General features: G+C 60.5%; 22 protein-coding genes. 11 read left to right on the forward strand and 11 right to left on the reverse strand.

The window, feature by feature from the left end; genetic code table 11:
* Positions 1-45: 45 nt before the first annotated feature.
* Positions 46-678: a TetR/AcrR family transcriptional regulator gene (locus ABDK11_RS15205; protein ID WP_346837364.1), complete on the reverse strand. Its 633-nt coding sequence runs from the start codon at positions 676-678 to the stop codon at positions 46-48.
* 132 nt (positions 679-810) lie between these two features.
* On the opposite strand from ABDK11_RS15205, the gene ABDK11_RS15210 reads away from it, so the two are divergent.
* The gene (locus tag ABDK11_RS15210) at positions 811-1,947 is read left to right on the forward strand and encodes an efflux RND transporter periplasmic adaptor subunit (protein ID WP_346837365.1); all 1,137 of its coding nucleotides are present in this window, start codon (positions 811-813) and stop codon (positions 1,945-1,947) included.
* A 102-nt stretch (positions 1,948-2,049) separates the two neighbouring features.
* On the forward strand, positions 2,050-5,196 hold the full coding sequence (locus ABDK11_RS15215; protein WP_346837366.1) for an efflux RND transporter permease subunit: 3,147 nt from the start codon (positions 2,050-2,052) through the stop codon (positions 5,194-5,196).
* Between the two features lie 162 nt (positions 5,197-5,358).
* On the opposite strand, the gene ABDK11_RS15220 is transcribed toward ABDK11_RS15215, so the two are convergent.
* The 8 genes from ABDK11_RS15220 to ABDK11_RS15255 form a co-directional block, all read right to left on the reverse strand.
* On the reverse strand, positions 5,359-6,225 hold the full coding sequence (locus ABDK11_RS15220; RefSeq protein WP_346837367.1) for a glycerophosphodiester phosphodiesterase: 867 nt from the start codon (positions 6,223-6,225) through the stop codon (positions 5,359-5,361).
* Between the two features lie 80 nt (positions 6,226-6,305).
* Positions 6,306-6,956 (reverse strand): VWA domain-containing protein, encoded by a 651-nt coding sequence (locus ABDK11_RS15225; protein ID WP_346837368.1) that lies wholly within the window; start codon positions 6,954-6,956, stop codon positions 6,306-6,308.
* The gene (locus ABDK11_RS15230; RefSeq protein WP_346837369.1) at positions 6,953-8,362 is read right to left on the reverse strand and encodes a hypothetical protein; all 1,410 of its coding nucleotides are present in this window, start codon (positions 8,360-8,362) and stop codon (positions 6,953-6,955) included. The genes ABDK11_RS15225 and ABDK11_RS15230 overlap by 4 nt, the downstream gene beginning before the upstream one ends.
* Positions 8,363-8,568: 206 nt before the next feature.
* Positions 8,569-9,396: a tetratricopeptide repeat protein gene (locus tag ABDK11_RS15235; protein ID WP_346837370.1), complete on the reverse strand. Its 828-nt coding sequence runs from the start codon at positions 9,394-9,396 to the stop codon at positions 8,569-8,571.
* A 63-nt stretch (positions 9,397-9,459) separates the two neighbouring features.
* Complete coding sequence (locus tag ABDK11_RS15240) at positions 9,460-10,566, reverse strand: ABC transporter permease (protein ID WP_346837371.1); 1,107 nt, start codon at positions 10,564-10,566, stop codon at positions 9,460-9,462.
* Positions 10,563-11,537 carry an ABC transporter ATP-binding protein gene (locus tag ABDK11_RS15245; protein WP_346837372.1) on the reverse strand — a complete coding sequence of 325 codons (975 nt, stop codon included), beginning with the start codon at positions 11,535-11,537 and terminating at the stop codon, positions 10,563-10,565. The genes ABDK11_RS15240 and ABDK11_RS15245 overlap by 4 nt, the downstream gene beginning before the upstream one ends.
* A complete protein-coding gene (locus ABDK11_RS15250) occupies positions 11,527-12,582 on the reverse strand; it encodes a biotin/lipoyl-binding protein (RefSeq protein ID WP_346837373.1) in 1,056 nt (351 codons plus the stop codon). Before ABDK11_RS15250 ends, ABDK11_RS15245 begins: the two co-directional genes overlap by 11 nt.
* Positions 12,579-13,217 carry a TetR/AcrR family transcriptional regulator gene (locus tag ABDK11_RS15255; RefSeq protein ID WP_346837374.1) on the reverse strand — a complete coding sequence of 213 codons (639 nt, stop codon included), beginning with the start codon at positions 13,215-13,217 and terminating at the stop codon, positions 12,579-12,581. Before ABDK11_RS15255 ends, ABDK11_RS15250 begins: the two co-directional genes overlap by 4 nt.
* A 508-nt stretch (positions 13,218-13,725) precedes the next feature.
* Here ABDK11_RS15255 and ABDK11_RS15260 point away from each other — a divergent pair.
* The 9 genes from ABDK11_RS15260 (at position 13,726) to ABDK11_RS15300 (ending at position 21,510) form a co-directional block, all read left to right on the forward strand.
* A complete protein-coding gene (locus tag ABDK11_RS15260; RefSeq protein ID WP_346837375.1) occupies positions 13,726-14,319 on the forward strand; it encodes a LuxR C-terminal-related transcriptional regulator in 594 nt (197 codons plus the stop codon).
* Positions 14,316-14,759 (forward strand): CsgE family curli-type amyloid fiber assembly protein, encoded by a 444-nt coding sequence (locus ABDK11_RS15265; protein ID WP_346837376.1) that lies wholly within the window; start codon positions 14,316-14,318, stop codon positions 14,757-14,759. Before ABDK11_RS15260 ends, ABDK11_RS15265 begins: the two co-directional genes overlap by 4 nt.
* Positions 14,759-15,178: a curli assembly protein CsgF gene (locus ABDK11_RS15270; protein ID WP_346837377.1), complete on the forward strand. Its 420-nt coding sequence runs from the start codon at positions 14,759-14,761 to the stop codon at positions 15,176-15,178. Before ABDK11_RS15265 ends, ABDK11_RS15270 begins: the two co-directional genes overlap by 1 nt.
* 62 nt (positions 15,179-15,240) lie before the next feature.
* On the forward strand, positions 15,241-16,110 hold the full coding sequence (locus ABDK11_RS15275) for a CsgG/HfaB family protein (protein ID WP_346837378.1): 870 nt from the start codon (positions 15,241-15,243) through the stop codon (positions 16,108-16,110).
* Positions 16,111-16,177: 67 nt separating this feature from the next.
* Positions 16,178-16,732, forward strand: coding sequence for a hypothetical protein (locus ABDK11_RS15280; RefSeq protein ID WP_346837379.1), 555 nt, complete (start codon positions 16,178-16,180; stop codon positions 16,730-16,732).
* A gap of 22 nt (positions 16,733-16,754) precedes the next feature.
* Entirely contained in the window at positions 16,755-17,645 is an 891-nt protein-coding gene (locus tag ABDK11_RS15285; RefSeq protein ID WP_346837380.1) for a hypothetical protein, read from the forward strand.
* Between the two features lie 552 nt (positions 17,646-18,197).
* Positions 18,198-19,079 (forward strand): hypothetical protein, encoded by an 882-nt coding sequence (locus tag ABDK11_RS15290; protein WP_346837381.1) that lies wholly within the window; start codon positions 18,198-18,200, stop codon positions 19,077-19,079.
* Between the two features lie 142 nt (positions 19,080-19,221).
* On the forward strand, positions 19,222-20,103 hold the full coding sequence (locus tag ABDK11_RS15295; protein ID WP_346837382.1) for a hypothetical protein: 882 nt from the start codon (positions 19,222-19,224) through the stop codon (positions 20,101-20,103).
* A 453-nt stretch (positions 20,104-20,556) separates the two neighbouring features.
* Positions 20,557-21,510, forward strand: a complete 954-nt coding sequence (locus tag ABDK11_RS15300; RefSeq protein ID WP_346837383.1) for a hypothetical protein — start codon at positions 20,557-20,559, stop codon at positions 21,508-21,510.
* Between the two features lie 72 nt (positions 21,511-21,582).
* Here the strand turns inward: ABDK11_RS15300 and greA are convergent, their stop codons facing one another.
* Both greA and carB read right to left on the reverse strand, forming a co-directional pair.
* Positions 21,583-22,059, reverse strand: coding sequence for a transcription elongation factor GreA (gene greA / locus ABDK11_RS15305; RefSeq protein ID WP_346837384.1), 477 nt, complete (start codon positions 22,057-22,059; stop codon positions 21,583-21,585).
* A 123-nt stretch (positions 22,060-22,182) separates the two neighbouring features.
* Entirely contained in the window at positions 22,183-25,413 is a 3,231-nt protein-coding gene (gene carB, locus ABDK11_RS15310; protein WP_346837385.1) for a carbamoyl-phosphate synthase large subunit, read from the reverse strand.
* Between the last annotated feature and the right edge of the window lie 72 nt (positions 25,414-25,485).

Genomic DNA, 25,485 nt, shown 5'->3' on the forward strand with positions numbered 1-25,485 from the left:
CGCCAGCGCTGGTGCACCACCTTCAGAATTCTATCTCCGTCGCCATCAGACCGCATAAGCCCGCACAAAACGCCGCACCACCTCGCTCACCAGCGGGCGGTTATCCGCGGGCGGCTCACTGCAACCGGTCAGGATCAGGGTGTGGCGGCATCCGCCCTGCAACATACCGAAGAAAAACTCTGCCGCTCCGATGGGATCGGCCACATCCAGCAGTTCCAGCTCTGTTGCCCGCCGCAGGAAACGCTCCATGCCGCTCATGGTGCGTTTCGGGCCCGCCTCGTAAAACAGCCGCGCCATCTCCGCATCCTGGCCGGCCATGGCACACAGCAAGCGCATCAGGTGCAGCGATTCCTCGCTGTCGATCATTTCCAGAAAGGCCACGCCGATGCGGTTCAGCATTTCCTCCACCGAGTCGCCCTGCTCCAGGGTAAACATCGGCAGCGGCATCTGGTCCTCGCACTTCGATTCCACCGCGGTGAAGAACAGCGTCTCCTTGTCGGAAAAGTGGTTGTAGACGGTGAGCTTGGACACACCGGCGGCGGCCGCCACGGCATCCATGCTGGTGCCGGCGAAGCCGTGGGTCAGGAACAACACCTTGGCCGCATCGAGAATCGCCCGGCGCTTGACCGGATCCTTGGGACGGCCGCGCGCGGCGGCTATCGGTGACTGTTCAGACATAACGCTCCAAATACTGGACTGGCGAGTTTAATAAAATTACTATACTCGCCAGTATAACATTACCGGCCAACCGCGGCGCGCATTCACGCCCCGTTGCCACGGCCGCCAACACCACAGGGAAGAGGTCCTTCCATGAACCGACCGCTCGTTACCGCCGCTCTGGCAGCCGTGCCGCTGTGCCTGATCCTCGCCGCCTGCGGGCCGGCGGAGCCCGGCAAAAGCGTCAAGCCGCGCCCGGCCATCATGGTCCAGCCGCAGTCTGCCGATGCGCTGCGACAAGTCTACCCGGGCGAAGTGCGCGCCCGCTTCGAGCCCGACCTGGCGTTTCGTATCGGCGGCAAGATCAGCCGCCGCCTGGTCAATGTGGGCGATCGCGTTACCGCCGGTCAGGCGCTGGCGAAACTCAACGCCGACGACCTGCAACTGCAACTCGACAGTGCCAAAGCGGCCTTCCGTTCGGCCGCGGCGGAGCAGCAGCTCGCCGCCAGCCAGCTGGAGCGCTACCGCAAACTGCTGGCGCGACAGCTGGTCAGCCAGTCGCAGTTCGATTCGGTGCAGACCCGCTTCGACGCCGGCTCCGCACAGCTCGAGCAGGCCCGCGCGCAGCTGGAAGTAGCGCGCAACCGCGCCGGCTACGCCATCCTGAAAGCCCCCCGCGCCGGAGTGATCGCCCGCCGCTTTGCCGAGGCCGGGCAGGTCGTGGCCGCCGGCCAGGCGGTTTTCCGGCTGGCGGCAGACGGCGAGCGCGAAGTGCGTATCGACCTGCCCGAGCAGGGTATCGGCCGCTTCAAGGTGGGCCAGCAACTGGCGGTGGAACTCTGGTCGCGTCCGGGCCAGCCTTTCCCCGGCCGACTCCGCGAACTGGCGCCGGCGGCGGACCCGACCTCGCGCACTTTCGAGGCGCGGGTCGCTTTCGATAACGCGCACGTGGGCGCGGAGCTGGGCCAGAGTGCGCGCGTGTACCAGGATTCCGCCGCGCAACCGCAGGTGCTGTCGCTGCCGCTGTCCGCGGTAACCGCCGATAGCGGCAAACCCTATGTGTGGGTGCTGGAGCCCGGGCAGTTCACCCTGCACAAGACGCCGATCACCGTCGGCCCCTACGGCGCCGAGCGGGTGCCGGTACTGTCCGGCCTGAGCACCAACGACTGGGTTGTGGCCGCCGGTACCCAGCTGGTACATGAGGGCCAGCGGGTGCGACCGGTCGACCGCGCCAACCGCCCCATCGAGGTCGACGGCGTCTACGCCCGGGAAGAGACACAACAGCCATAAAAACCGGCTTTTGCGCGCGCGGCCACCGGCCACCGCCGCAAAGCCAGTGCAAAATCGGTGTAACGCCCGCCGGATGCGGGCGCGACTAACGGAAGCTTTACCATGCGTTTTAACCTGTCCGAGTGGGCCCTGAAAAATCGCCCGCTGGTGCTCTACGCGATGATCGTACTGGGGGTACTGGGTGCGGTCTCTTACACCCAGCTGGGCCAGAGCGAAGACCCGCCGTTTACTTTCAAGGTGATGGTGATCAACACCCTGTGGCCCGGCGCCAGCGCCAAGGAAGTTTCCCGGCAGGTTACCGAACGTATCGAAAAGAAGCTGATGGAAACCGGCGACTACGACCGCATCACCTCCTTTTCCCGCCCGGGCCAGTCCCAGGTGATGTTCGTCGCCCGCGACGATATGCGCTCGAGCAAAATCCCCGATCTCTGGTACCAGGTGCGCAAGAAGGTCAACGACATCCGCCACACGCTGCCACCGGATGTGCAGGGACCGTTTTTCAACGATGAATTCGGCACGACTTTCGGCAACATCTACGCGCTGACGGGCAAGGGCTTTGACTACGCGCTGAAAAAAGATTACGCCGAGCGTCTGCGGCTGGCGCTGCAACGGGTGCCGGACGTGGGCAAGGTGGAGCTGATCGGCCTGCAGGACGAGAAGATCTGGGTCGATATCTCCAATACCAAGCTGGCCTCACTCGGTATTCCGCTGTCGGCGGTTCTCGGCGCACTGCAGGCCCAGAACAGCGTTGCCGATGCCGGCTTCGTCGACACCCCCAGCGACCGGGTGCGTATCCGCGTCAGTGGTCGCTTCCAGTCGGTAGATGAAATCCGCCGCTTCCCGATCAGTGTCGACGGCCGCACCCAGGCGCTCGGCGATATCGCCGACGTGCACCGCGGCTTCAGCGATCCGCCGCAGCCACGCATGCGCTTTATGGGCCATGACGCCATCGGTATTGCCGTGTCGATGAAAAAGGGCGGCGACATTCTCGCACTGGGTAAGCACCTGGATGCCGAGTTTGCCAAACTGCAGCAGGACCTGCCACTGGGGCTGGAGTTGAACAAGGTGTCCGACCAGCCGGCAGCGGTGGAGCGCGGGGTGGGCGAATTCCTGCGCGTTCTGGCCGAGGCGCTGACGATCGTGCTGCTGGTGAGTTTTTTCTCTCTGGGCGCGCGCACCGGCCTGGTGGTGGCGTTGTCGATTCCACTGGTGCTGGCGATGACCTTTGCGCTGATGCACTACTTCGATATCGGCCTGCACAAGATTTCCCTCGGCGCACTGGTACTGGCGCTGGGGCTGATGGTCGACGATGCCATCATCGCCGTGGAGATGATGGCGATCAAAATGGAACAGGGACTCAGCCGGCTCAAGGCGGCCGGCTTTGCCTGGACCAGCACCGCCTTCCCGATGCTGACCGGTACCCTGATCACCGCCGCCGGCTTCCTGCCGATTGCCACCGCGCAATCCGGCACCGGCGAGTACACCCGCTCCATTTTCCAGGTGGTGACCCTGTCGCTGCTGGCCTCGTGGATTGCCGCGGTGGTATTCGTACCCTACCTGGGCGACCGGCTGTTGCCCAACCTGGCCCGCCGCGACGCCAGTGGCGCGGTACACGATCCCTACCACAAGCCGTTTTACCGGCGGTTCCGCCGCCTGGTGACCTGGTGCCTGCGCCATCGCAAAACGGTGATCGCACTGACGCTGCTGGTTTTTGTCGGCGCCATTGCACTGTTCCGCCTTGTACCGCAGCAGTTTTTCCCGTCGTCAGCACGACTGGAACTGATGGTGGACCTGAAACTGAACGAAGGTGCCTCGCTGGACGCTACCGAGTACCAGGCCAAACGCCTGGAGAAGCTGCTGGCCGGCAACAAGCAGGTGGAGAATTACGTCGCCTATGCGGGCACCGGCTCGCCGCGCTTCTACCTGCCGCTGGATCAGCAGCTGCCCGCCGCGAGTTTCGCCCAGTTCGTGCTGATGACCCGCAGCGTCGAGGAGCGCGAACAGGTGCGCGACTGGCTTATCGATACACTGCATGAACAATTCCCGAGTGCGCGCACACGGGTTTCGCGGCTGGAAAACGGGCCGCCGGTGGGCTATCCGGTGCAGTTCCGCGTATCCGGCGAAGATATTCCCGAGGTGCGCAAACTCGCCCGTGAAGTCGCGGACAAGGTGCGCGAAAACCCGGCAGTGACCAATGTACACCTGGACTGGGAAGAACCGAGTAAATCGGTACAGCTGCACGTAGACCAGGCTCGCGCCCGCGCCCTCGGGGTCAACTCCGCGGATCTGTCGCGGGCACTCCACAGCACCCTGTCGGGCATTCCGGTGAGCCAGTACCGCGAGGACAACGAGCTGATCGACGTGGAGGTGCGCGGCGATCACCATGAACGCAAGGCGCTGGGCCAGCTCGGCGACCTGACAGTACAGACCGACAGCGGCCGCAGCGTGCCGCTGAACCAGATTGCCAAACTGGATTACGGCTTTGAGGAAGGGGTTATCTGGCACCGCAACCGCCTGCCCACCGTCACCGTACGCGCGGATATCTATGGCAAGCAGCAGCCCGCTACCGTGGTCAACCAGATCTGGCCGCAGCTGCAGCAGATTCGTGCGCAGCTGCCGCCCGGTTACCTGCTGCAGATCGGCGGCAGCGTGGAAGAGTCTGCCCGCGGCCAGGCATCGGTCAACGCCGGTATGCCGCTGTTCCTCTTGGTGGTGATGACACTGCTGATGTTACAGCTGCGCAGCTTCTCGCTGTCGGCGATGGTGTTTTTGACCGCGCCGCTGGGCATTATCGGCGTGACCGTATTCCTGCTGGTATTCCACCAGCCCTTCGGCTTTGTGGCCATGCTCGGCACCATCGCGCTGGCGGGCATGATCATGCGCAACTCGGTGATCCTGGTCGACCAGATCCAGCAGGACATAGCCCAGGGCCTGAGCCGCTGGGAGGCGATCGTCGAATCCACCGTACGCCGCTTCCGCCCCATCGTGCTGACCGCACTGACCGCGGTACTGGCGATGATTCCGCTATCGCGCAGTGACTTCTTCGGCCCCATGGCGGTGGCCATTATGGGCGGGCTGATCGTGGCCACGGCACTGACACTGCTGTTCCTGCCGGCGCTGTACGCGGCTTTCTTCAGGGTTCGAGAAGGAGAAGGTGCAGGGGAAACGCAAAGCGATGACAGCCCTCGCGCGCGTTTGTCCTGGCAGTCGCTGAGTCGCCGGCTGTCGCGCAGCAAGGATCCGGCCTAGCGGGCTGCCGGCGAGACGGGCGGACACAAGGTCCGCCCCTACGGAACAGGCCACCAAGTTCTAAAGGCGTTCAATGCCGCTGGTGGCCTGTCGCAAATCAGTGCAAAAGAAATCGCATGTCGATCTGCACGGGCGAACCTTGTGTTCGCCCGTGCAGCTGCCCTACCCCCGCAACGACAGCAGAGTATCGGGCCGATTGGTGACGATGCCGTCCAGCCCCAGCGCGATGAACGCGCGCATCTCTTCCGGTTTATCCACAGTCCACACCGACAAATGCAGCCCGCAGCGGTGCGCCGCGCGCACAAAACGCCGGGTGAAGACACGGATGCCGTGAAATTCCGGCGGCAGCTGCATGGTCTGGTATGCGGGGCGCAGCAGCTTTTCCGCGCCGAGCAGCTGGGCGGCGAAGAACAGCAGCCCTTCCGGCAGCGTCGCGCCGGTGGCCGCCTGTGGACAAAGCTGGCGGAATTGGGCGATGACCCGGTAGTGGAAGGACGACACCACCACCCGCGTTTCCGCCCCCGCCGCGCGCACACTGTGCGCCAGTGCCGCCGCCGCACGCAGGTCGTTGTTCTTGAGCTCGATAATCATCGGCGTATTCGGCAGCGCGGCGAAGACTTCATCGACCGTACTGATGGGCAGCGGCCGCGCGCGGTAGGGGAAGGTCTCGCCGTCGCGCGTCCATCGGTGCGCGGCGTTCAGGCGGCGCAATTCCTCCAGGGTCATGTCCTGTACGGCGCCACGGCCATCGCTGGTGCGCTCGAGGTTGCCATCGTGGATCAGGACCAGCGCACCATCGGCGGTGAGATTGAGGTCGAACTCCAGCGCGTCGACGCCCAGCTCGACCATTTGCTGCAGGTAATGCAGCGTATTGCCGGGATAGAGACCGCTATTGGCCTCGTCGCCGTGGGAGATCACCAGCGTCTGGCCATTGCCGGCGCGGTGCAGCGGCGACGACGCCACCGGGCGGGCGCGGGCGTAGAGCCATAGCCCCACAAGCAGGAGACAGAAGAGGAAGAAACTGAACATCGGTGGCCGCAGTGGTGAGATTGACAAGGCTTATTGTAGAAGCGGCCGTTGGCCGCTTGTGCATGAATCGGCGGGCAAACTCAGGGCAGGATCTTTTCCAGCCGCTCGAGGTCGTTGACGACCCGCCAGCTGCCGCCATTGTCCTCGACTTTCTGCTGCCACTGGTGCAGACGCCCGAGGTACTCGTTGGGGTCGACATTGTCGCTGCGCAGCTTGGTCACGTTCAGCGCCACCAGATTGAAGCCGTCCAGGTGCAGCGGCACGTCGCGGTTGTAGCCCTTCTTGATCTCTTCCTTGAGGTCGGAAAAAATCAGGATGGTCTTGCGCCCCGGGTGCTTTTCGTTGAGAAACTCCACCGCCTGCAGCAGGCCGCCGGTGATATCGGTGTAGGCTGCCGGCCGGGCATCGTCGACGAATTTCTGGATCGACTGCTGGAAGGCGCGCTTCTGTTGATTGGTGACACTGGGGCGGTCGTCGAAGGTCACCTTGGCCTTGATATTCTTCTCGCTGAAGCTGCCACTGTTGATACTGGCCACCGCGAAGGTATCACCGGGATTCATCTTCGCCAGCGTGTAGTTGATCACCTGCTGTGCCTTGTCCAGCTCTTTTGTATAGGTGCCGGAGGTGTCGATCAGCATGTAAACGCCCTGGCTGTGGATAACCGGTTTTCCACAGGCGACCAGCAACAGGCCGCACAGGGCGGCCACCATTAGACTGTACAGTTTTTTCATTGGGCCTTCTCCGCGCTGCCGGCGACGGCGGAGCTGTTACGCCAGTCGAGGAATTTGCTCTCCAGCCACAGGGGGAAGAAGATGGCGATATCGTACAGCCGCACCAGCATGGCGCCGAGGCGCAGGGATGCGGTGCCGGTAAGGCGCAGCAGTACCGACAGCGCCCGCAGTACAAACGCCGACAGCACACCGATGACGGTGCGCGCCGAGGCGATAAAGTTCTCCAGGGGTATGGCGACAAACGTCAGCGCAAATGGCAGAACGAAGCCCATGCCCATCTGCGCGGCCGTGGTGATCCAGTAGAGTCCGCCGGCACCGGCGGTAATCTGCTCGCCGCGCAACTGCGCACTCACCGCCAGGTCTTCCTGCATCAGGATCTCGCGCATAAAGGCCAGCCCGGCCTCGACGCTGGCGAGGAAGAACAGCAGAATAAACGCCGCCCACATCATGCGCCGGCGCAGCTTGTCGCTGAGCGCCCCGATCACCGGAAACAGCCGCGTGATACGCAGGCACTCCATCAGAAACAGGCCCATGGAGACCTCGACCAGGATAATCACCAGCGCCGAGATATCCGCCACTTTGAAATTGCCGATATAGCTGGTACCACCCACCATTTCACTCATCGGCCGCGCAATCAGGTGGAAGTTGATCAGCGCCCCGCCGACGGCGACCGCGAGCACAAACGCGGAGATAAAGAACTGGCTCAGGGACGACGACGACAACATACGCTGGGCGCGGTCGCTGTCCTGCTGGATTTCCTCGTAGCGCTCCATATGCCCGTCCAGCACCTTGGCGCGGTGCTGTACCGATTCCACGCTTTTGTTGACCCGCCCGAGGGTGGTCAGCATCGAGCGCCAGTGCGGCATCATGCGTTTCAGCAGCTGGTGACGCTCGCGCGCCGACTCGCGATAGGCTTCCAGTGCCTTGGATTCCGCCTTGCGCATGGACGAGTGGATGATCTCCAGCACATCGCCCACCACCGGATCCTGCTTGGCGGGAATTTCCGCCACTGCCTGGATCGCCTTGGCCCAGTTGGTGGGCTCCGGCGGCACTTCGGCGCTGCGCACATAATCTTCGTCGATCGCGGTAAGCTGCTCACACAGGCGCCGGTGCAGTGTCGGATACTGCGCCAACTCCTTTTTCATCGTGGTCTCGATGCGGTCGAATTCCCGCTCCACATGGCGCTCGGCCGCCTCGCGTCCGGCTGCCATCAGCACCTCGCGGTTGCGCTGCTGCAGGCGCATTTCGGCACTGGCCACCGCATTGGCGCCCAGGCGTAGCGAGTGATGAAAGAAACGCGCCAGGGACAGGATGCCCTGGTGAACCGGCCTACGCGCGACAAACAACGCCACCAGCCCCAACGCAAACCACAGCCAGAGCGGCAGGCTATTGAAGAGTTCGGTCACGGTGTTGCCTCCTCGGTTATTGTGATGTTGGATTCATCCTAACAGCACAAGGCAACACAATCGCCCATAAGTTCACAGTTTACGGGGCAAGTGGACTTGCCACGCAGGCCAGGAAGTACAAAATTCAACCAACTCGCGTAGAAAGTGAGCCGCAGCGGGAAACCCGATCAATCGGCCAGTAACCGGGCCGCGAGCGATACGCCCGGTCAGCGGCGCGCCGGTTCCGCTGCCAGCAGCCGATTGACCTCCGCCAGCTTTTTCAGCGCGTGGGGATAGGGATTGATTGCCACCGCCTTCTCCCAATACGTCCGGGCTTCCGCATAGCGCTTGTGTGCCATCAGAAACTGGGCATAGTTGCCATAGTAAATGGCTGTACCGGGATTCTTGTCGATATTTTCGCGCAGCAGCCTCTCCTGCCCGGAAAAGTCTCTGGTCAGTCTCGCCACTTTCTGCCGGTGGATATTCAGCAGATTCCGCTGGTGCGCGAGTACGACCCGCTGCCCGGCCTCGTCAAAATACGCGGATGCCCTTTGTGCATCGCGCATTTTTTCCGCGACGATACCCCTGAAATACCAGGGATAAAAACTCTTTGCATCCAGGTCGTGCGCTTTGTTCAGGACTTCCCAGGCCAACTTGTATTTGCCCTCAACAATCAACACCCTGGCGTAATGCGCCTGGGCCTGGCTCAAACCGGGCGCGAGGGATCTCGCCCGCCCGGCGAGCTGCAGGGCCCGCTCCACAGTGCCCGGAACAAATGAGCCGGCGGAATACCAATCACCGATATCGTAGCCGGCAACCAGTGTGGCCAGAGACGCGCACAGGTATACCCAGGGATCATCGCGGCGCTGTGCCAGTGGCGCTTTGAGTTCCGTGGCAACCTCGCGCAGCAGTTGGTGATCGAATACATTCGCCTCAAGGCGATAATAGGTTTTTTCGAAATCGGAGGACGCATGGCTTTGCGGCGAAGACAGAGTCATCAGCGTGAACGACAGCAGTGTGATTACGCTACGGAATGACAGCGAACGGAATCCCATTTCAACTCTCCCTGTTGTCAGATTTTTCTATTTATTAGACCAGGCCGCGCGCAACGACGCTCGTCAATCGAGACGCTTGTTAAAGCGCAGTATTGCCAGCGTCATCATCACCGCAATAAACACCAGCAGTGCCAGCCAATCGGGCCACAGCTCGGTGACGCTGGCGCCGCGCAGCATGATACCGCGGATCAGGCGCAGGAAATGGGTCAGCGGCAGCACTTCGGCAATCCACTGTGCCACCTTGGGCATGCCATCGAACGGAAACATAAAGCCGGATAGCAGTATCGATGGCAGGAATACAAAAAATGTCATCTGCATGGCCTGGAACTGCGATTGGGCGCGCGTGGAAATCAGCAGCCCCATGCTGAGGTTGGCGAGAATCAGCAGTATTGCCGCCCAGTAAACATCGATCAGGCTGCCGCGAATCGGCACGCTGAACAGCAGCGTTCCCAGCAGCAGGATCAGGCTGGTCTGCACCAGGCCGATGACACCGTAGGGCAGCACCTTGCCGACCATCAGCTCGGCCCGGCTGATCGGAGTGGCGATCAGTAATTCCATATTGCCACGTTCGCGCTCGCGCACGATCGCCACGGCGGTAAACATCACCATGGTCATGGTGAGAATAATACCGATCAGCCCCGGTACGATATTGATCGCGGAAACCCGCTGCGGGTTGTAAAAACTGACGACGCTGATCGGCCGCTTGGGCAGTGGCACGGAGGAATTGCGCGGTTCCGCCGGGTTGGAATGCAGCGGTATCTGTGCCAGCTGTGAGGCAGCGCTCTGCACCACGGTATCGCTGCCGTCCACCAGTATCTGCACCGCCTCTTCGCCATCGGCCAGGCGCCGCTCGAAATCCTGCGGAATGGCCACGCCGACACTGATCTCGCCGCGGCGCAGCATGGTCATCAACTGTTCGGGGCTGCTCGCATCGGCCACCGGCTCAATCACCCCGGTGGCGAGCATATCCATTACCAGCTGTCGCGAGCCGGCAGTGAGCGCCTGATCGGCGATGGCGGCGGGCAGGTGGCGCAGGTTCAGATTGATCGCGTAGCCGAACAGGATCAGCTGCATGACCGGGATACCGATGATCATCGCCATGGTCACACGGTCGCGGCGGATCTGGCGCAGTTCCTTGATCACGATGGCCCAGAGGCGACGCCAATTCACGCTGTTTTCTCCCCCGCACTCCCCGGCGATTGTTCCCCGCTGTCGCTGTGCCGGTTGGTCACGGCGACAAACACGTCTTCGAGGTTGGGTGGTGTGGCCGCTACCCGGGCTTCGATCGAGGCATCTGCCAGCGCCTGTTCAACGCGCCCGGCGCAGCCTGCGGCATCCGCGCACAGGACCCGCAGGCTGTTACCGATCTGCGCGGCGCTGATCACCCCCTCTACGGTGACAATAACCTGTTTGGCGCGCCGCGGCTGCGGGGCGTGCACTTCCAGTGTGCGGTGTTCCAGGGCGCCGGTCAGTTCCACCGGGCTGCCATCCGCCACCAGGCGGCCGCGGTCGAGAATTGCCAGGCGATGGCAGCGCTCGGCTTCATCCATGTAGTGGGAGGACACCAGGATGGTCGTGCCGGCGTCGGCCAGCTCGAACAGCTTCTCCCAGAAATCGCGCCGCGATTCCGGATCCACAGCGCTGGTGGGTTCGTCGAGAAACAGCAACTCGGGATGATGAATGACGCTGCCGGCCAGCGCCAGGCGCTGCCGCTGACCGCCGCTCATGGTACCGGCGAGCTGGTCGGCGCGCCCGTCGAAGTGGTATTCGTGCAGCAGTTCGTCGACGCGCTCACGGGTCTGCTGCCGCGACAGGTTTTGCACCGCGGCGAGAAACTCCAGGTTTTCGCGCACGGTGAGGTCGGTAAACAGGGAGAATTGCTGGGTCATATAGCCGATGCGCCGGCGCAGGGCCTCGGCCTCGTCCGGCACGCGCAGGCCCAGCACCTCGATCTCGCCGCTGGTGGGCGTCAGCAAGCCGCACAGCATGCGGATACTGGTGGACTTACCGGAGCCGTTGGGGCCGAGAAAGCCGTACACCTGGCGCTGTTCGACGGTGAGATCGACATCGTCGACGGCGCGCAACGAGCCGAATGTCTTGGTCAGGCCGCGGGCGCGAATGGCGATATCGCTATCGGCCATTACTATCACTCGCCAGGTTCTGACTCACCTCGAATGGCACCGGCGGGAAAGTGCCGGCACTCTCTTTTTGCGCCTTGCTGCGCAACGCCGCCGCGCCGAACTCGGCACGCACCGGCAGCCCGGCGGGCAGGGCCGCGGCGTCCTCGTCCAGCTGGATTTCCGCCAGGTAACTGAGTCGCGCCACGTCGTCGCCGGTCAGCGCATAGTAGGGCGTGAATACCGGCTCGTTGCGGATCATGCGGACTTTACCGAGGTAGGATTTGTCCGTGCCCTGCACCCGGACGCGGGCGGTATCGCCCACCTGCACATCGGCGCGCAGCGGCTCGGGAATATAGACCCGCGCATAGGGTGTGTCGCCCACCAGCATGATCGCAAGCGGCCCGCCCACCGGCGCCTCGTCGCCGAGTTTGTACGGCAGGTTGTCTACCAGACCGTCTCGCGGCGCCTGTACCTTGAGTTTCTGCAACAGGACTTGCTGCGCTTCGACCTCGGCGCGGGCCTGCGCCAGGGCCGCCACCCCCTGGGCGATGCGCTCGCTGCGGGTACCGCGCTGCAGTTCCAGCAGTGCGGCCTCGGCAGAGGCCACCTGGGCCGCGGTGGCATCGGCGGTCGCCTTGGCCCGGTCGATATCCGCCTGGGAAACATAGTCCTTGTCGCCGAGGGCGTGCAGGCGGCGATAATTGTCGCGCGCCTCCTTCGCATCGGCCCGCGCGGCCTTGAGGCTGGCACGGGCGCGATCGATCTCTTCGCGGCGCGGTCCGGTGCGCAATTCGTCGAGCTCCGCGGTATTGCGTTCGAGTGTCGCTTGCGCCGCTGCCAGCTGCGCGCGGGTATGGCTCTCATCGAGCTGCAGCAGCGTCTGGCCGGCATGCACCCGTTCGCCCTCGCGCACCGCAATGGAAACAATTTTTTCCGCTGCCGGCGCCGGCAGTGCGATGCGGTCCCACTCAACCGTACCCAGCGCGCTTTCGGGGGCACGCTCACAGCCGCTCAACAGGAGCGACAGCAGGCAGGCGGTGTAAACAGCGGCAGTTTTCACGGTCATGAACGCAACTCCAGTCCGCGCTGTAACAGCGCCAGGGTGTGATGCTGCTGGGCCTCGGCATCGATGTCATCCGCGTGCAATAGCTTGCGCCATACCGGGGCGCCGGCGGCCGGGAAGAGTGTCAGGCCGATCAGGGATACCGGCAGCAGCCGTGGATCCAGGTCGGGATTGAGCTTGCCCGCACCCTGGGCGCGGGCAAAGCGCTGCACGAATGTGTCGAGAAACGCCTGCCCCACCTGCTCGATCAGCACCTCCCGCAAAGCGCCGCCTTCACACAAGACTTCACGCACCCACAGGGCCGGCCACCATGGATTGTCCGCGATGGCACGATTCATCGCCACGACAAAGGCGCTGATCAGGGCGCCGACATCACCGTCGACGCTGGCGAGCTGCTCCTGCACGCCGCGCAGCAGTGGCAGTATGCGATTGTCGATAACCGCCTGGCGCAGCAGTTCGCGGTTGCCGAAATAGTAGTGCAATAGCGCCGGGGTGACGCCGGCCTCACTGGCGATCAGCTTGATCGATGCCGCGGCGACGCCTTCGCGGGCATAGCAGGCCAGGGCCGCTTCGATCAGGCGGCGGCGCAAGTCTTCCGAATCACCGCCGGGGCGGCCGGGCGCGCGTCTTCGGGCCATAACCGGTTCTCGCATTCCCCAATAGTTTCGTCAATTTAATTAATTTTGGAATTAATATCAACTGCAGAGGGTGCCTCGGGGCACGATTGCAGGCCTACCGCGTACCGCCTCCCCGAGCGCCATCGCCATCGCCATCGCCATCGCCATGCAATTTAGCGCGCCCTGACGACACTGCACGACCGGTAACACCGCCCGGAAAACTGCCCGGAAAAAACACGGCGGACTTTCCTGCAGAATGAAATTACGCGCCCCATCACTTTTTTCCCACTGGCATTTCAATCAGCTAGTAAATGCGCCGAGAGCGTCTACACTCCAAACTATCTTCTCATTCAATAGGTTTTTCAGCCTATGCGTCTGCGTTCCAACGCGATACAGAATCCTTAAAAATTACAGCGCCAGAACTCGACCTGAATATTCTGGACAACGATATTTAGGCGACTGGGTCTCGCGACAATTCAGACGCCTGGAGATGACAAACAGGAAAATTGACCGGCCCACGGAGAGGTGTATGCCGATAATCTTTTTTAGCGGCGCAGGGTTACAGGGAGAACTGCTGTTTTCGCTGGTTTCCGAAACCCTCCCATTCGAATGGGAGAAGGCTGAGATCGGCAAACAGCGCAACTGCCTGCAACACTATACGGCAATTGTCATTGACTGCTGGCAGATGGCTTCCAACTTCGGCTCGGGCAAACTACTCGCCTTCCTGCAGAGCCTGAACCACCCCAAAATACTGTTAATCAACTATCCCGCGGAACTCTCCGGCCATGTCAGCGACAAGCTGAAAGACCATAAGCTACAGCTGGTGTGTGACACCTCTGCCGATCGCGACCACCTGATAAAGAAGCTGAATGCCGCGTTGCAGAGCGCAGAACGGAGCAACACGGATGGACCGCAGAGTGCCCCCCTGCTTACCCGGCGCGAACAGGAAATTCTCGCCGAACTGACCACCGGTGAGCCAAACAGCGCCATCGCCTCCAAGCTGCATCTGAGCGAACACACCGTCAAGAACCACATGTACAACATTTTTCGCAAGATCGGTGTAAAGAACCGGCTCCAGGCCAGCAACTGGGCAAAACTGCACCTGCAGGCAGAGCGAATATGAGGGTCTGGCCACTGTTGCTGGTGTTGCTTTCCATGCAGGCAGCGGCCCAGCAGGCGGCAGATGGCGCCGAAATTAATGGCAAGCCACTGGAGCAGGGCGACGGCAGGATTGAAGACGAAATCAGCGGGTTCAATGTGGACCAGACCATCACCCGCACCGGGCACGATTTCGTCCGCTATATGAGTGAATACCGCAACCTGCATTACCCCGACAGCAGTTACAACCTGATTGTGCACGAACGGCCATCGGCGCGCTGGGGCAACCTGCTCTGGGTGACCTATAACAACCGGATACTGTTTCGGCGCTTTATCAGCCCGAGTACCAACGACATTCAAAAACTGGCAGAGGAAGCATCGACACAGATTCACGAGCTGGTGCTACAGGAAAAACTACGCCGGGCACTATCCGACCACTACGACCTAGGTAAGGATGAATTCTGATGAAAAGGATAAAACTCGCAGGGATTGTTCTTGCGCCGATACTGCCGCTGGCCAGTGGTATCGCCTCGGCGACCGAACTGATCTATCAGCCGGTCAACCCGAACTTTGGCGGCAACCCCCTGAATGGCAGCTACCTGCTATCCAACGCCCAGGCCCAGGACCGACACAAGGACCCGAATTCGCCGACCGATCTCTACAAACAGCCCACCGCACTCCAGCGATTCACCGACACACTGGAAACACGACTACTGAACCAGCTACTGACCGATGTGGGCAACGGCAACAGTGGCGAACTCGTCACCAATGACTTCGTTGTACAGATACTCGATAACGACGGCGTACTGAGCATTCTGGTTACCGATCGCAATACCGGCGACAAGAGTGAAATCACCGTAAGCGGCCTCGACCCGACCAATTAATTACAGATCCGACATCGCCAATAAATTTAACGATCCGCAGTGCTCTGCAGGAGAGATGTGTAATGGATAAAATAAGTAAACGGCTGTTCGTGCCGCTGCTGGCCCTTGTGGTCACGCTCGGCGGCTGTTCATTGGCAAAAACTACCGGCGATGCGCTTTTCGGGCCCGGCACTTCCGAGGCCAGCCTGACACCGCGCACCCAGACTTATCGCGATCTGCTCAACCTGCCGAAACCCCGGGGCAAGATTCTTGCGGCGGTGTACAATTTTCGCGATCAGACCGGCCAGTACAAGCCGTCGCCCGCCAGTAGTTTCTCTACCGCGATCACCCAGGGCGGGGCGTCCATGTTGATGAATGTCCTCAACGAATCCGGTTGGTTTATTCCACTGGAGCGCGAGGGTCTGCAGAATCTCCTGACCGAACGCAAGATCATCCGCGCGGGGCTGCAGAAGCCCAACGTACCGGCCAACAACGCAGATCCCCTGCCCTCGCTGGTCGCGGCCAACGTACTGCTTGAAGGGGGTATCGTCGCCTATGACTCGAATATTCGTACCGGTGGCGCCGGCGCACGCTACTTTGGTATTGGCGCTGCCGACCAGTATCGTGTCGACCAGATTACCGTCAATCTGCGTGCCATCGATATCCGCAGCGGGCGGGTACTGCACTCGGTGCTGACCTCGAAAACCGTCTATTCCAAGGAAATCACTACCGGCGTCTACCGCTTCATCGATTTCCGTCGCCTGCTGGAACTGGAAACCGGCGTCACCACCAATGAGCCCGCGCAGCTGGCAGCACTATCAGCGATGGAATCGGCCGTCATACATCTTATCGGCGAGGGCATCATCGCCCACTCCTGGGCACTCGAAAACCCCCAGGATATCGACAATCCGGTGCTGCAGTACTACCTCAACGAGAGCACCGCCATCATGTGATCAATGTCTGGTGCCCGAAGCAGAGCATGTGCGCGGGGCCAGATACAGGATAATCTGAGGTACAACTTTGCGCTCCCTCAAAACGGACAATCTCCCGCGGAGTGTATTCGCACTGACCGCGGCGCTGTGTGCCAGCAACCTGGCATATACGGCAGATCTCGATACCGCCACTTCGGATCTTGCCGCCGGTAGTGAGCTGGACACCACGCATACGTTCAACCCGGTGGCCAACCTGGCCGTGGTCTACCAGGAGGGCGAATTCAATCTCCTGAAGGCCAGCCAATCCGGTCTGCTGAATTATCTCTCGGCGCAGCAGCGGGGCAGCAAAAATGTCCTGGTGGCACAGCAGGCCGGCAGTGAGAACGCCATCGTGTCCCGCCAGCTCGGGCAGAGCAATATCGCCGCGCTATACCAGTTTGGCTACGAAAATTACATTCTGCTCGAGCAGATCGGCTATTCCCACCAGGCGGATATTTCCCAGATCGGGATACAGAACACCGCCACCGTCAAGCAGGTAGGCGCCGTCAATTCTGTCGACATCTATCAGAGTGGTAACGATCTGCATACCGACGTAAAACAGATTGGCAACGCCATCACCACGTCCGTTAAGCAATACGACTGAACAGGTTGCAGGGAGCAATGATATGAAAAGCACACCGATCGCTGTCGCAGCGTTGTTGCTGGGATTTTCCGCAGCGGTCAGCGCCTCTGACAACAACACGACGCAGTACCAAAATGGCAGCGGCAACACCGCCAATGCAGAGCAGGCATATCCGTCGACCAGCGGAAGTACCATTGAGCAGAAGCAGCGCGGTGATTACAACGTTATCGATGCACAGCAACGAGACGAGAGCGACAGCCAAATCCGCCAGGTTCAGGACGGTGCCCTGAATAAGGCCGGGGTGTTACAGCAGGGCGGCTCCAACAACAGCATTGAGGTATACCAGACCGGCCTGAACAATGAAGTGGTTGCGACGGAGTCGGTCTCCTATGGGGACACAGCCAAGGTCGCTCAGCGGGGTTACAGCAATAGCGCGGAAATCGATCAGGTGGGCGGCGTCGGTAATACAGTGGCGATTCAGCAGCGGGGTCTGAGCAATAGCGCCAAAACAACACAGAATGCGAGCTACGGCTCACGGGGATTGACATCTCAGGATGGCAGCGGCAACGACAGCCGCATTTTTCAATCCGGCCCGGTACAGCTGGCAGATGTCAGTCAGCGCGGGGATTTCAATAATGCCACCGTCGACCAGCAAGGTAACTATCAGGCGGCCGATATCGACCAGAGTGGGTTTTCCAACGATGCAACCATCGCCCAGGTCGACTGGTACAACAGCGCGGTGGTCACACAGGATGGCTTTTTCAATCGTGCCATCATTTCGCAATCCGGTGCCTACGGGTTGGGCGGCAGCCATCTCAGTGTCGTCAGCCAGTCCGGAACCCTCAATGACGCCGTTATCATTCAGGCCGGCTATGGCGAATCTTCCGTTGTCACCCAGATTGGCAGCGGCAATACCACCAATATTACGCAGTAGGCACCTAAATCCTTTTGCCGCGTCGTCGCGCGGCCCTCGCCCAATTTCCGGCCAACTGCTGGCAAGGCTGTGTTCCGCGGCCGCCACTCCCACCCGACGTTTGACGGATTATTGCGCCCTCCCCTCTTTCCCCGCGCTTCGTAGCTAGAAGCGGCAATTAGAAGCGGCAATTTCAACCCGTATAGCCTGTAAATCCACATCTGTTCAAAAAACGAACTTTTTTCCTAGTGTTTCGACACTTCCCTCCTATAGCGACTCCCAATAGTGGCGACAAGACTCAGGAAGAGCCTGATCAACCATTGATCAATTTGGTCTCATTTTAATCAAGTGCGCGTTTTTATGACTTCGTTTTCATCGACGGCCACAACCGTAGCGAATTCGAGGCCCCGGAGAATCGGTCGTAAAGCACAGAAATCCACTGGTATTACGCGGAGCGCCACCCAGCGAAGGGCAAGCTTCGCACTTGCGCAATCAAGTGGTGACGGGAACGTCACCCTCAAATCAGTATTAGCTGTACTCGTTATTCCAACGTCAGAAGTAAAGGAGCAACTCATGAAGACGTTTACCCCCATCGCCGCCGCAGTGCTTTTTGCCGTCAGCGGTAGTGTGCTCGCAGCCAATAACACTGCGATCCAAACCCAGTTAGGTGCAGGCAACGAGGCGGATGCCGACCAGTCTGGATACGGCGTCAATTACAACACCATCATTCAGACCCAGGTAGGTCTCGGCAACTACGCCGGCGCGCTGCAAACCTACGGTGAAGAAGGCAGCAGCATTCTCCAGACCCAATTTGGCGGCTGGAACGGTGCTTTTTCACTGCAAGCCGGCGGTGAATACAACGATGCAACTGTCTTCCAGTTCGGCCTCGGTAACAACGCTGAAACCACCCAACTGGAACAACATCACAGTAACGCGATGGTTACCCAGTTCGGCGAGGCCAACGACGGTGAGGTCTACCAGCATACCGGTGGCTACAACACCGGTGAGGTGATGCAGAACGGTGTATACAACCACGCCAAGGTCAGGCAGACATACAGCCTCGGTTCCTATGCCCTGATCGATCAGGACGGCCATGCCAACCACGCCAAATCCGATCAATCCGGCCTGCACCAGACCTCGGCTGTGTACGAGAACGGTCACGGCAACGGTGCTTACACCAAGCAGGTATGGGGCGGCTTCAATGACTCCCTGGTTGTGCAGAACGGCACCTACAACGTGGCCGGCGTCGAGCAGGAAGGTTTCCTGAACCACCAGTTCACGGTGCAGACCGGCTTCGACAACTTTGCCGGCACCCATCAGTTTGGGTTTAACAACTGGGCCCTGACGACCCAGCTGGGCGGCTGCAACACCCACATGACAACTCAGGTAGGCCTGAATGAGACCGCTGTTTCCACCCAGGTCGGGTTCGGCAACTTCGGCAATATCATGCAGTAACTGAGTCAGTGTAACCCTTGAGAAGGGTGGTCCCCGGGCCACCCTTTCTTCACATCGGCGAAATGATGCTGCGCGGCCCGAAAGGCACAGCGCTCAATCACCGCGAAGCCATCCTTTGAGGTTCGATGTAAAGGAGCTAAACGTGAAGTTACTAACCCCCATTGCTGCAGCAATCCTGATGACTGCGAGTGGCAGCCTGCTTGCCGCAAGCAACACGGCAGAACTCAATCAGGACGGCAGCAACAATACGGCGTCAGTGGACCAGAGTGGTCCCGGCACCATCGGCAATACGGTACTGCAAACGCAATCCGGCTCATCCAACAATGCCGTGGCAACGCAGCAGTATGAGGTCGGCAGCCATATCTACCAGGTGCAGGATGGCCATCTCAACGACGCCTACTCGCTACAAACCGGCGGCACCAACAATGTCGCTGCGATTACCCAGTACGGTGTCTACAACCACGCAAATACGATGCAGTCTGGGACCAGCGGCAGTGAGGCGCGAATCCTTCAGAACGGATACAGCAACGATGCAGATATCATTCAGGTTCTGGGCGCGGACAATGTAGCTGTGATTCACCAGACCGGCGCCATGCACGGCGCGTCTATCGGCCAGTACACGAGCTACAATTCCGACGCCTACATCTATCAGGATGGAGAGGATAACTACGCGAATATCGTGCAGTCCGGCATTGATCACTACGGCAAGATAAGCCAGGACGGCATCTACAATCACGCCTACCTTGAGCAGAGCGGCCAGAGCAACGAAGCGGACATTACGCAGTCAGGCTTCGGCAACGACGCCAATGTGATGCAGACCTCGTGGTACAACTCTGCCGCCATCAATCAGGATGGCTATCACAACTCGGCAGATATCCTGCAGAATGGTTTTGGTGGTGGACACCTTGCCATCATCAATCAGGCCGGTGCGCTCAACGAGGCACTGATCATCCAAAACGGCTACACCGAAACGGCGATTATCAATCAGGCTGGCAGCAACAACACTGCCACAATTGTTCAGTAATCGCACCAGCCATACAGGCAACCCAAAAGCGGCGCTTGATTTCTCAGAGATCAACGCCGCCTCCGTCTCGCCGCTTTTCTTGCGGGCGAATGTGCGAGTTCGCCCCTTCCACTTAAACCGCTTCCCCTGCTTCCGATGCCGTATGGTGAAGAGACTTAACGCGGCTGTCCGCAACCAAACCCCACACTTTCTTCCCAACAAAAATCGCACTTCTGTCCCATGGCGGTTCAGTTCTAGAGCAGCGAGTATTTATGTAATCACAAACTATTTCATTGTCGAAAGCAGCAGTACGAATTAATGAATCAGTTTCAGAGCAAAGCATTCCGGCTCTCGCAATTCCCCGAACCGGACATTCCTATTCCCCTTCCCGAATTTCGGCACCCACAGCCTTACCCGACCTCTCCAACAGGAATCGATGTCGACTGGCCGAAGTCCCATTTGGCGTTCGCCTGAATGCCATTGCAAGCCGGCCTTAACCGCGCTGGCAGTTCTCAACGTCAGAAGCTCAATGTAGTAATGGAGAAACTCATGAAGACGTTAACCCCGATCGCCGCAGCTCTCGTGTTTGCTCTCAGTGGCACCGCCCTCGCGGCGGGAAACACCGCCACACAAACTCAGGCAGGTATTGGCAACTCGGCCACCGCCACGCAATCCGGCCCACTGACCATCAACAACAGCATTGATCAGCAGCAGTCCGGATTTTTCAATAATGCCAATGCAACGCAGAGCGTGCAGTTCGGCAGTTCCATCTTGCAGGTTCAGAATGGCGCCGGGAACAGCGCCTCATCCCTGCAGACATTCGGCGCCAACAACTCCGCCATGAGTATGCAGACCGGCATCGGCAACAGCAGCAGCACAGCGCAATCGGTGCAACTGGGCAGCTCCATCGTTCACACGCAGAGCGGTTTCGGTAACCACGCCTCCACCATGCAGACCGCCGGTTTCGGCAACACTTCCACTATCGACCAGTCCGGCGGCTTCAACCACGCTTATGTCAACCAGTTCCTGAGCTTCGGCAGTAACGCATCTGTCACCCAGAACGGCCTCGGCAACCACGCGAAAGCCAATCAAAGCGGTGTGGCACAGAACACCACCATTGGCCAGCAGGGCGCCTTTAACAGCGCCACGACCACCCAGTTGTATGGTCTCAATAACGACGCGGACATCATGCAGTCCGGTATCGCTAACGATGCCGATGTGATCCAGGGCGGCTTCAACAATTCGGTCATGGGGGTTCAGACGGGCGTGGCCAACCATCTGAACGTTTCGCAAAACGGGGTCGGCAACCTGGCAACTTCCACCCAGGCCGGCCTGCTCAACCATCTGTACATTTCTCAAACCGGCTTTAATGAAGTCGCCGTCGCCGCCCAGACCGGTATCGGCAACCACGGTGTGATTTCGCAGTAAACCCAGCAAAATCAGGCAAAAAAAAAGGGCGGCCATTACAGGCCGCCCTTTTCGCTATGGAGCTTGTACCGGTCAGATATGCTTGACTTCGTCGATCTCGTACTCCACCGCACCCGATGGCGTATTCACCACGACGATATCACCAATCTCCTTGCCAATCAGGGCGCGGGCGATGGGTGAGTTCACCGAAATCTTCTGGTTTTTCACATTCGCTTCATCGTCACCGACAATCTTGTAGGTCACTTCTTCATCGTTGTCCATGTGGATGATGGTAACGGTAGTGCCGAAGATCACCTTGCCGCTCGGCTCGATCGCTTTCACATCAATAACCTGGGCCAGCGACAGCTTGCCCTCGATTTCCTGGATACGCCCCTCGATAAACCCCTGCTTTTCACGCGCCGCGTGATACTCGGCGTTTTCTTTCAGGTCGCCGTGTTCGCGCGCCTCGGCGATCGCCTGCACGACTGCGGGGCGCTCGACCTTCTTCAGGTTTTCCAGTTCGGCACGCAGTGCGTCAGCGCCTTCGGTGGTCATTGGTACCCGGTTCAATGTGGGACCTCCAGATTTATTCATTAGAAAACCGGACCTCCCCTGTCGGTGAAGCCCGGTCGCTTATTCACAATAGATTTTTCCCGCGGGCCGGCATCTGGCCGGCCCGCGGTGCCACAAGCGCTATTCCGGCAGCTTGACCACCTGCCGGTGCAGATCCTGCAGGCGGCGCACCTTCAGGGGCTGGCCCTGCTGCATCGTCAGCGCCATCGCCTTACCGGCAGCCAGCGTGGTGGTGTAGCACACCTTGTGGTTCTCCGCACTGCGCCGGATATCAGCGGAATCGCGAATGGCCTGCCGCCCCTCGGTGGTGTTGATCACCAGGGCAATCTCGTCGTTTTTGATCATATCGACGATATGCGGGCGCCCTTCACTCATCTTGTTGACGGTTGTAACGGGAATGTCGCTGTCTTGCAAGACCTTGGCGGTACCCCGGCTGGCCACCAGCTCGAATCCGAGCTGCGCCAGATCCCGCGCCACGCTGAGCACCTCGGGCTTGTCGAAGTCGCGCACCGAGATAAACACCTTACCGGACTCCGGCAGCGTGTCGCCAGCGGCCAGCAGGCCCTTGCCGAAGGCTTCGGCGAAACTCTCGCCAACGCCCATGACCTCGCCGGTGGATTTCATTTCCGGGCCGAGGATCGGATCCACTTTCGGGAACTTGTTGAACGGGAATACCGATTCCTTGACGGAGAAATGCTCCGGCACGATTTCCTTGGTAAAGCCCTGATCCGCCAGGCTGATGCCGGCCTGGCAGCGCGCCGCCACCTTGGGCAGGGAGGTGCCGATGCACTTGGAGACGAACGGCACGGTGCGCGATGCCCGCGGGTTGACCTCGATCACGTAGATCTCGCCATCCTGGTAGGCCAGCTGGGTGTTCATCAGGCCCACCACGCCCAGCTCGCGGGCCATGGCCTTCACCTGCTCGCGCATCAGGTCCTGCACCTCGGCCGGCAGGCTGTAGGGCGGCAGCGAGCAGGCGGAGTCACCGGAGTGCACGCCACACTGTTCGATATGCTGCATGATCGCACCGATCACCACATCCTGACCGTCGGAGACCGCATCGATATCCACCTCGATGGCGGCATTGAGGAAGTGGTCGAGCAGCACCGGCGCATCGTCGGACACCTGTACCGCCTCTTTCATGTAAGTCTTGAGCTCGTCTTCCTTGTAGACGATCTCCATCGCGCGGCCGCCGAGTACATAGGAGGGGCGTACCACCAGCGGGTAGCCGACATCCTTGGCGCGCTGCATCGCTTCGGCTTCGGAGCGCACAATGGCATTTTGCGGCTGCTTGAGGCCCAGGCGCACGATCATCTGCTGGAAGCGCTCGCGGTCTTCGGCGCGGTCGATCTGCTCCGGCGTGGTACCGATAATCGGCACGCCCTCGGCGGCGAGGAAACGCGCCAGATTCAGCGGCGTCTGGCCACCGAACTGCACAATCACCCCCTCCGGCTTTTCCTTGCGCACGATCTCCAGCACATCCTCGAGGGTGACCGGCTCGAAATAGAGGCGGTCGGAGGTGTCGTAGTCGGTGGAGACCGTCTCCGGGTTACAGTTGACCATGATGGTCTCGTAACCTTCCTCGCGCATTGCCAGTGCCGCGTGCACACAGCAGTAGTCGAATTCAATGCCCTGGCCGATACGGTTGGGACCGCCGCCGAGCACCATGATCTTTTTCTTGTCAGACGGATTCGCTTCGCACTCCTCATCGTAGGTGGAGTACATGTAAGCGGTGCTGGTGGCAAACTCGGCCGCACAGGTGTCCACCCGCTTGTAGGACGGGAACACCCCCAGTTTGTGGCGGAACTCGCGCACGGTTTTCTGGCTCACACCGAGTAGCTTGGCCAGGCGCATATCCGAAAAACCCTTGCGCTTGAGGAAGCGCATGGTCTGGGTATCCAGGGCCGAAGTCGGCATCGACTTGAGCGGCTCCTCGATCTTGATCAGCTCCTCGATCTGCACCAGGAACCAGGGATCGATGCCGGACAGTTCGTACACCTGCTGTACGCTCATGCCCATGCGGAAGGCGTCACCCACATACCAGATGCGCTCGGCACCGGGTACGGACAGTTCCCGGCGCAGGGTTTCTTCGGCGCCCTCTTCGTTCGGGTCGACTTTGCTTTCCAGGCCGAAACTGCCCACTTCCAGGCCGCGAAGTGCTTTCTGCAGGGATTCCTGGAAAGTGCGGCCGATGGCCATCACTTCACCCACGGATTTCATCTGCGTGGTCAGGCGCGCGTCCGCTTCGCCAAACTTCTCGAAGGTAAAGCGCGGAATCTTGGTCACGACGTAGTCGATGCTCGGCTCGAAAGACGCCGGGGTGGCACCGCCGGTGATGTCGTTCTGCAGTTCGTCGAGCGTATAGCCCACTGCCAGCTTGGCGGCGACCTTGGCGATCGGGAAGCCGGTGGCCTTGGAGGCCAGCGCCGAGGAGCGGGATACCCGCGGGTTCATTTCGATCACCACCATGCGGCCGGTTTCCGGGCACATGCCGAACTGCACGTTGGAACCGCCGGTTTCCACGCCGATCTCGCGCAATACCGCGAGGGACGCGTTGCGCATCAGCTGGTATTCCTTGTCGGTCAGCGTCTGCGCCGGGGCCACGGTGATGGAATCGCCGGTGTGCACACCCATCGGGTCGAAGTTTTCGATCGCGCACACGATGATGCAGTTGTCGTTGCGGTCGCGAACCACCTCCATCTCGTACTCTTTCCAGCCGAGCAGGGATTCATCGATCAGCAGTTCGTTGGTAGGGGACAGGTCGAGGCCGCGCTTGCAGATTTCCTCGAACTCCGGCCAGTTGTAGGCCACACCGCCGCCGGAGCCCCCCATGGTGAAGGACGGGCGGATGATCACCGGGAAACCGAACTCTTCCGGAACCTTCTTCGCCTCTTCCATGGAATGCACGATCTTCGCGCGCGGCGTCTCCAGGCCGATGGCTTTCATCGCCTTGTCGAACAGGTCACGGTCCTCGGCCTTTTCGATCGCGTTCTTGTCCGCGCCGATCAGCTCCACACCGAACTTGTTGAGAATGCCATGCTTGTCCAGATCGAGCGCGCAGTTCAGCGCGGTCTGGCCGCCCATGGTGGGCAGCACCGCGTCCGGGCGCTCCTGCTCGATGATCTTGGCCACATTGCGCCATTCCACCGGTTCGATATAGGTGGCATCGGCCATGGCCGGGTCAGTCATGATGGTGGCCGGGTTGGAGTTCACCAGGATCACCCGGTAGCCCTCTTCCCGCAGTGCTTTACAGGCCTGGGCGCCGGAATAGTCGAACTCGCAGGCCTGGCCGATCACGATGGGACCGGCGCCGATAATCAGAATGCTTTTGATGTCTGTGCGTTTTGGCATCTTTCTTCCGTTTCACTCCGGCCGCGGCCGGTTGCGCTGAGATTCTTTTGTGTAGGAGCCCGCCGTGCCGGC

The organism is Microbulbifer sp. SAOS-129_SWC (assembly GCF_039696035.1).
Classification (GTDB): Bacteria; Pseudomonadota; Gammaproteobacteria; order Pseudomonadales; family Cellvibrionaceae; genus Microbulbifer.

What these genes read in the sequence shown, in the direction of transcription:
- ABDK11_RS15205 (WP_346837364.1), bottom strand. Translation starts at nt 678, where the DNA reads ATGTCTGAACAGTCACCGATAGCCGCCGCGCGCGGCCGTCCCAAGGAT.
- ABDK11_RS15210 (WP_346837365.1), top strand. Translation starts at nt 811, where the DNA reads ATGAACCGACCGCTCGTTACCGCCGCTCTGGCAGCCGTGCCGCTGTGC.
- ABDK11_RS15215 (WP_346837366.1), top strand. Translation starts at nt 2,050, where the DNA reads ATGCGTTTTAACCTGTCCGAGTGGGCCCTGAAAAATCGCCCGCTGGTG.
- ABDK11_RS15220 (WP_346837367.1), bottom strand. Translation starts at nt 6,225, where the DNA reads ATGTTCAGTTTCTTCCTCTTCTGTCTCCTGCTTGTGGGGCTATGGCTC.
- ABDK11_RS15225 (WP_346837368.1), bottom strand. Translation starts at nt 6,956, where the DNA reads ATGAAAAAACTGTACAGTCTAATGGTGGCCGCCCTGTGCGGCCTGTTG.
- ABDK11_RS15235 (WP_346837370.1), bottom strand. Translation starts at nt 9,396, where the DNA reads ATGGGATTCCGTTCGCTGTCATTCCGTAGCGTAATCACACTGCTGTCG.
- ABDK11_RS15245 (WP_346837372.1), bottom strand. Translation starts at nt 11,537, where the DNA reads ATGGCCGATAGCGATATCGCCATTCGCGCCCGCGGCCTGACCAAGACA.
- ABDK11_RS15250 (WP_346837373.1), bottom strand. Translation starts at nt 12,582, where the DNA reads ATGACCGTGAAAACTGCCGCTGTTTACACCGCCTGCCTGCTGTCGCTC.
- ABDK11_RS15255 (WP_346837374.1), bottom strand. Translation starts at nt 13,217, where the DNA reads ATGGCCCGAAGACGCGCGCCCGGCCGCCCCGGCGGTGATTCGGAAGAC.
- ABDK11_RS15260 (WP_346837375.1), top strand. Translation starts at nt 13,726, where the DNA reads ATGCCGATAATCTTTTTTAGCGGCGCAGGGTTACAGGGAGAACTGCTG.
- ABDK11_RS15265 (WP_346837376.1), top strand. Translation starts at nt 14,316, where the DNA reads ATGAGGGTCTGGCCACTGTTGCTGGTGTTGCTTTCCATGCAGGCAGCG.
- ABDK11_RS15270 (WP_346837377.1), top strand. Translation starts at nt 14,759, where the DNA reads ATGAAAAGGATAAAACTCGCAGGGATTGTTCTTGCGCCGATACTGCCG.
- ABDK11_RS15275 (WP_346837378.1), top strand. Translation starts at nt 15,241, where the DNA reads ATGGATAAAATAAGTAAACGGCTGTTCGTGCCGCTGCTGGCCCTTGTG.
- ABDK11_RS15285 (WP_346837380.1), top strand. Translation starts at nt 16,755, where the DNA reads ATGAAAAGCACACCGATCGCTGTCGCAGCGTTGTTGCTGGGATTTTCC.
- ABDK11_RS15290 (WP_346837381.1), top strand. Translation starts at nt 18,198, where the DNA reads ATGAAGACGTTTACCCCCATCGCCGCCGCAGTGCTTTTTGCCGTCAGC.
- ABDK11_RS15300 (WP_346837383.1), top strand. Translation starts at nt 20,557, where the DNA reads ATGCCATTGCAAGCCGGCCTTAACCGCGCTGGCAGTTCTCAACGTCAG.
- carB (WP_346837385.1), bottom strand. Translation starts at nt 25,413, where the DNA reads ATGCCAAAACGCACAGACATCAAAAGCATTCTGATTATCGGCGCCGGT.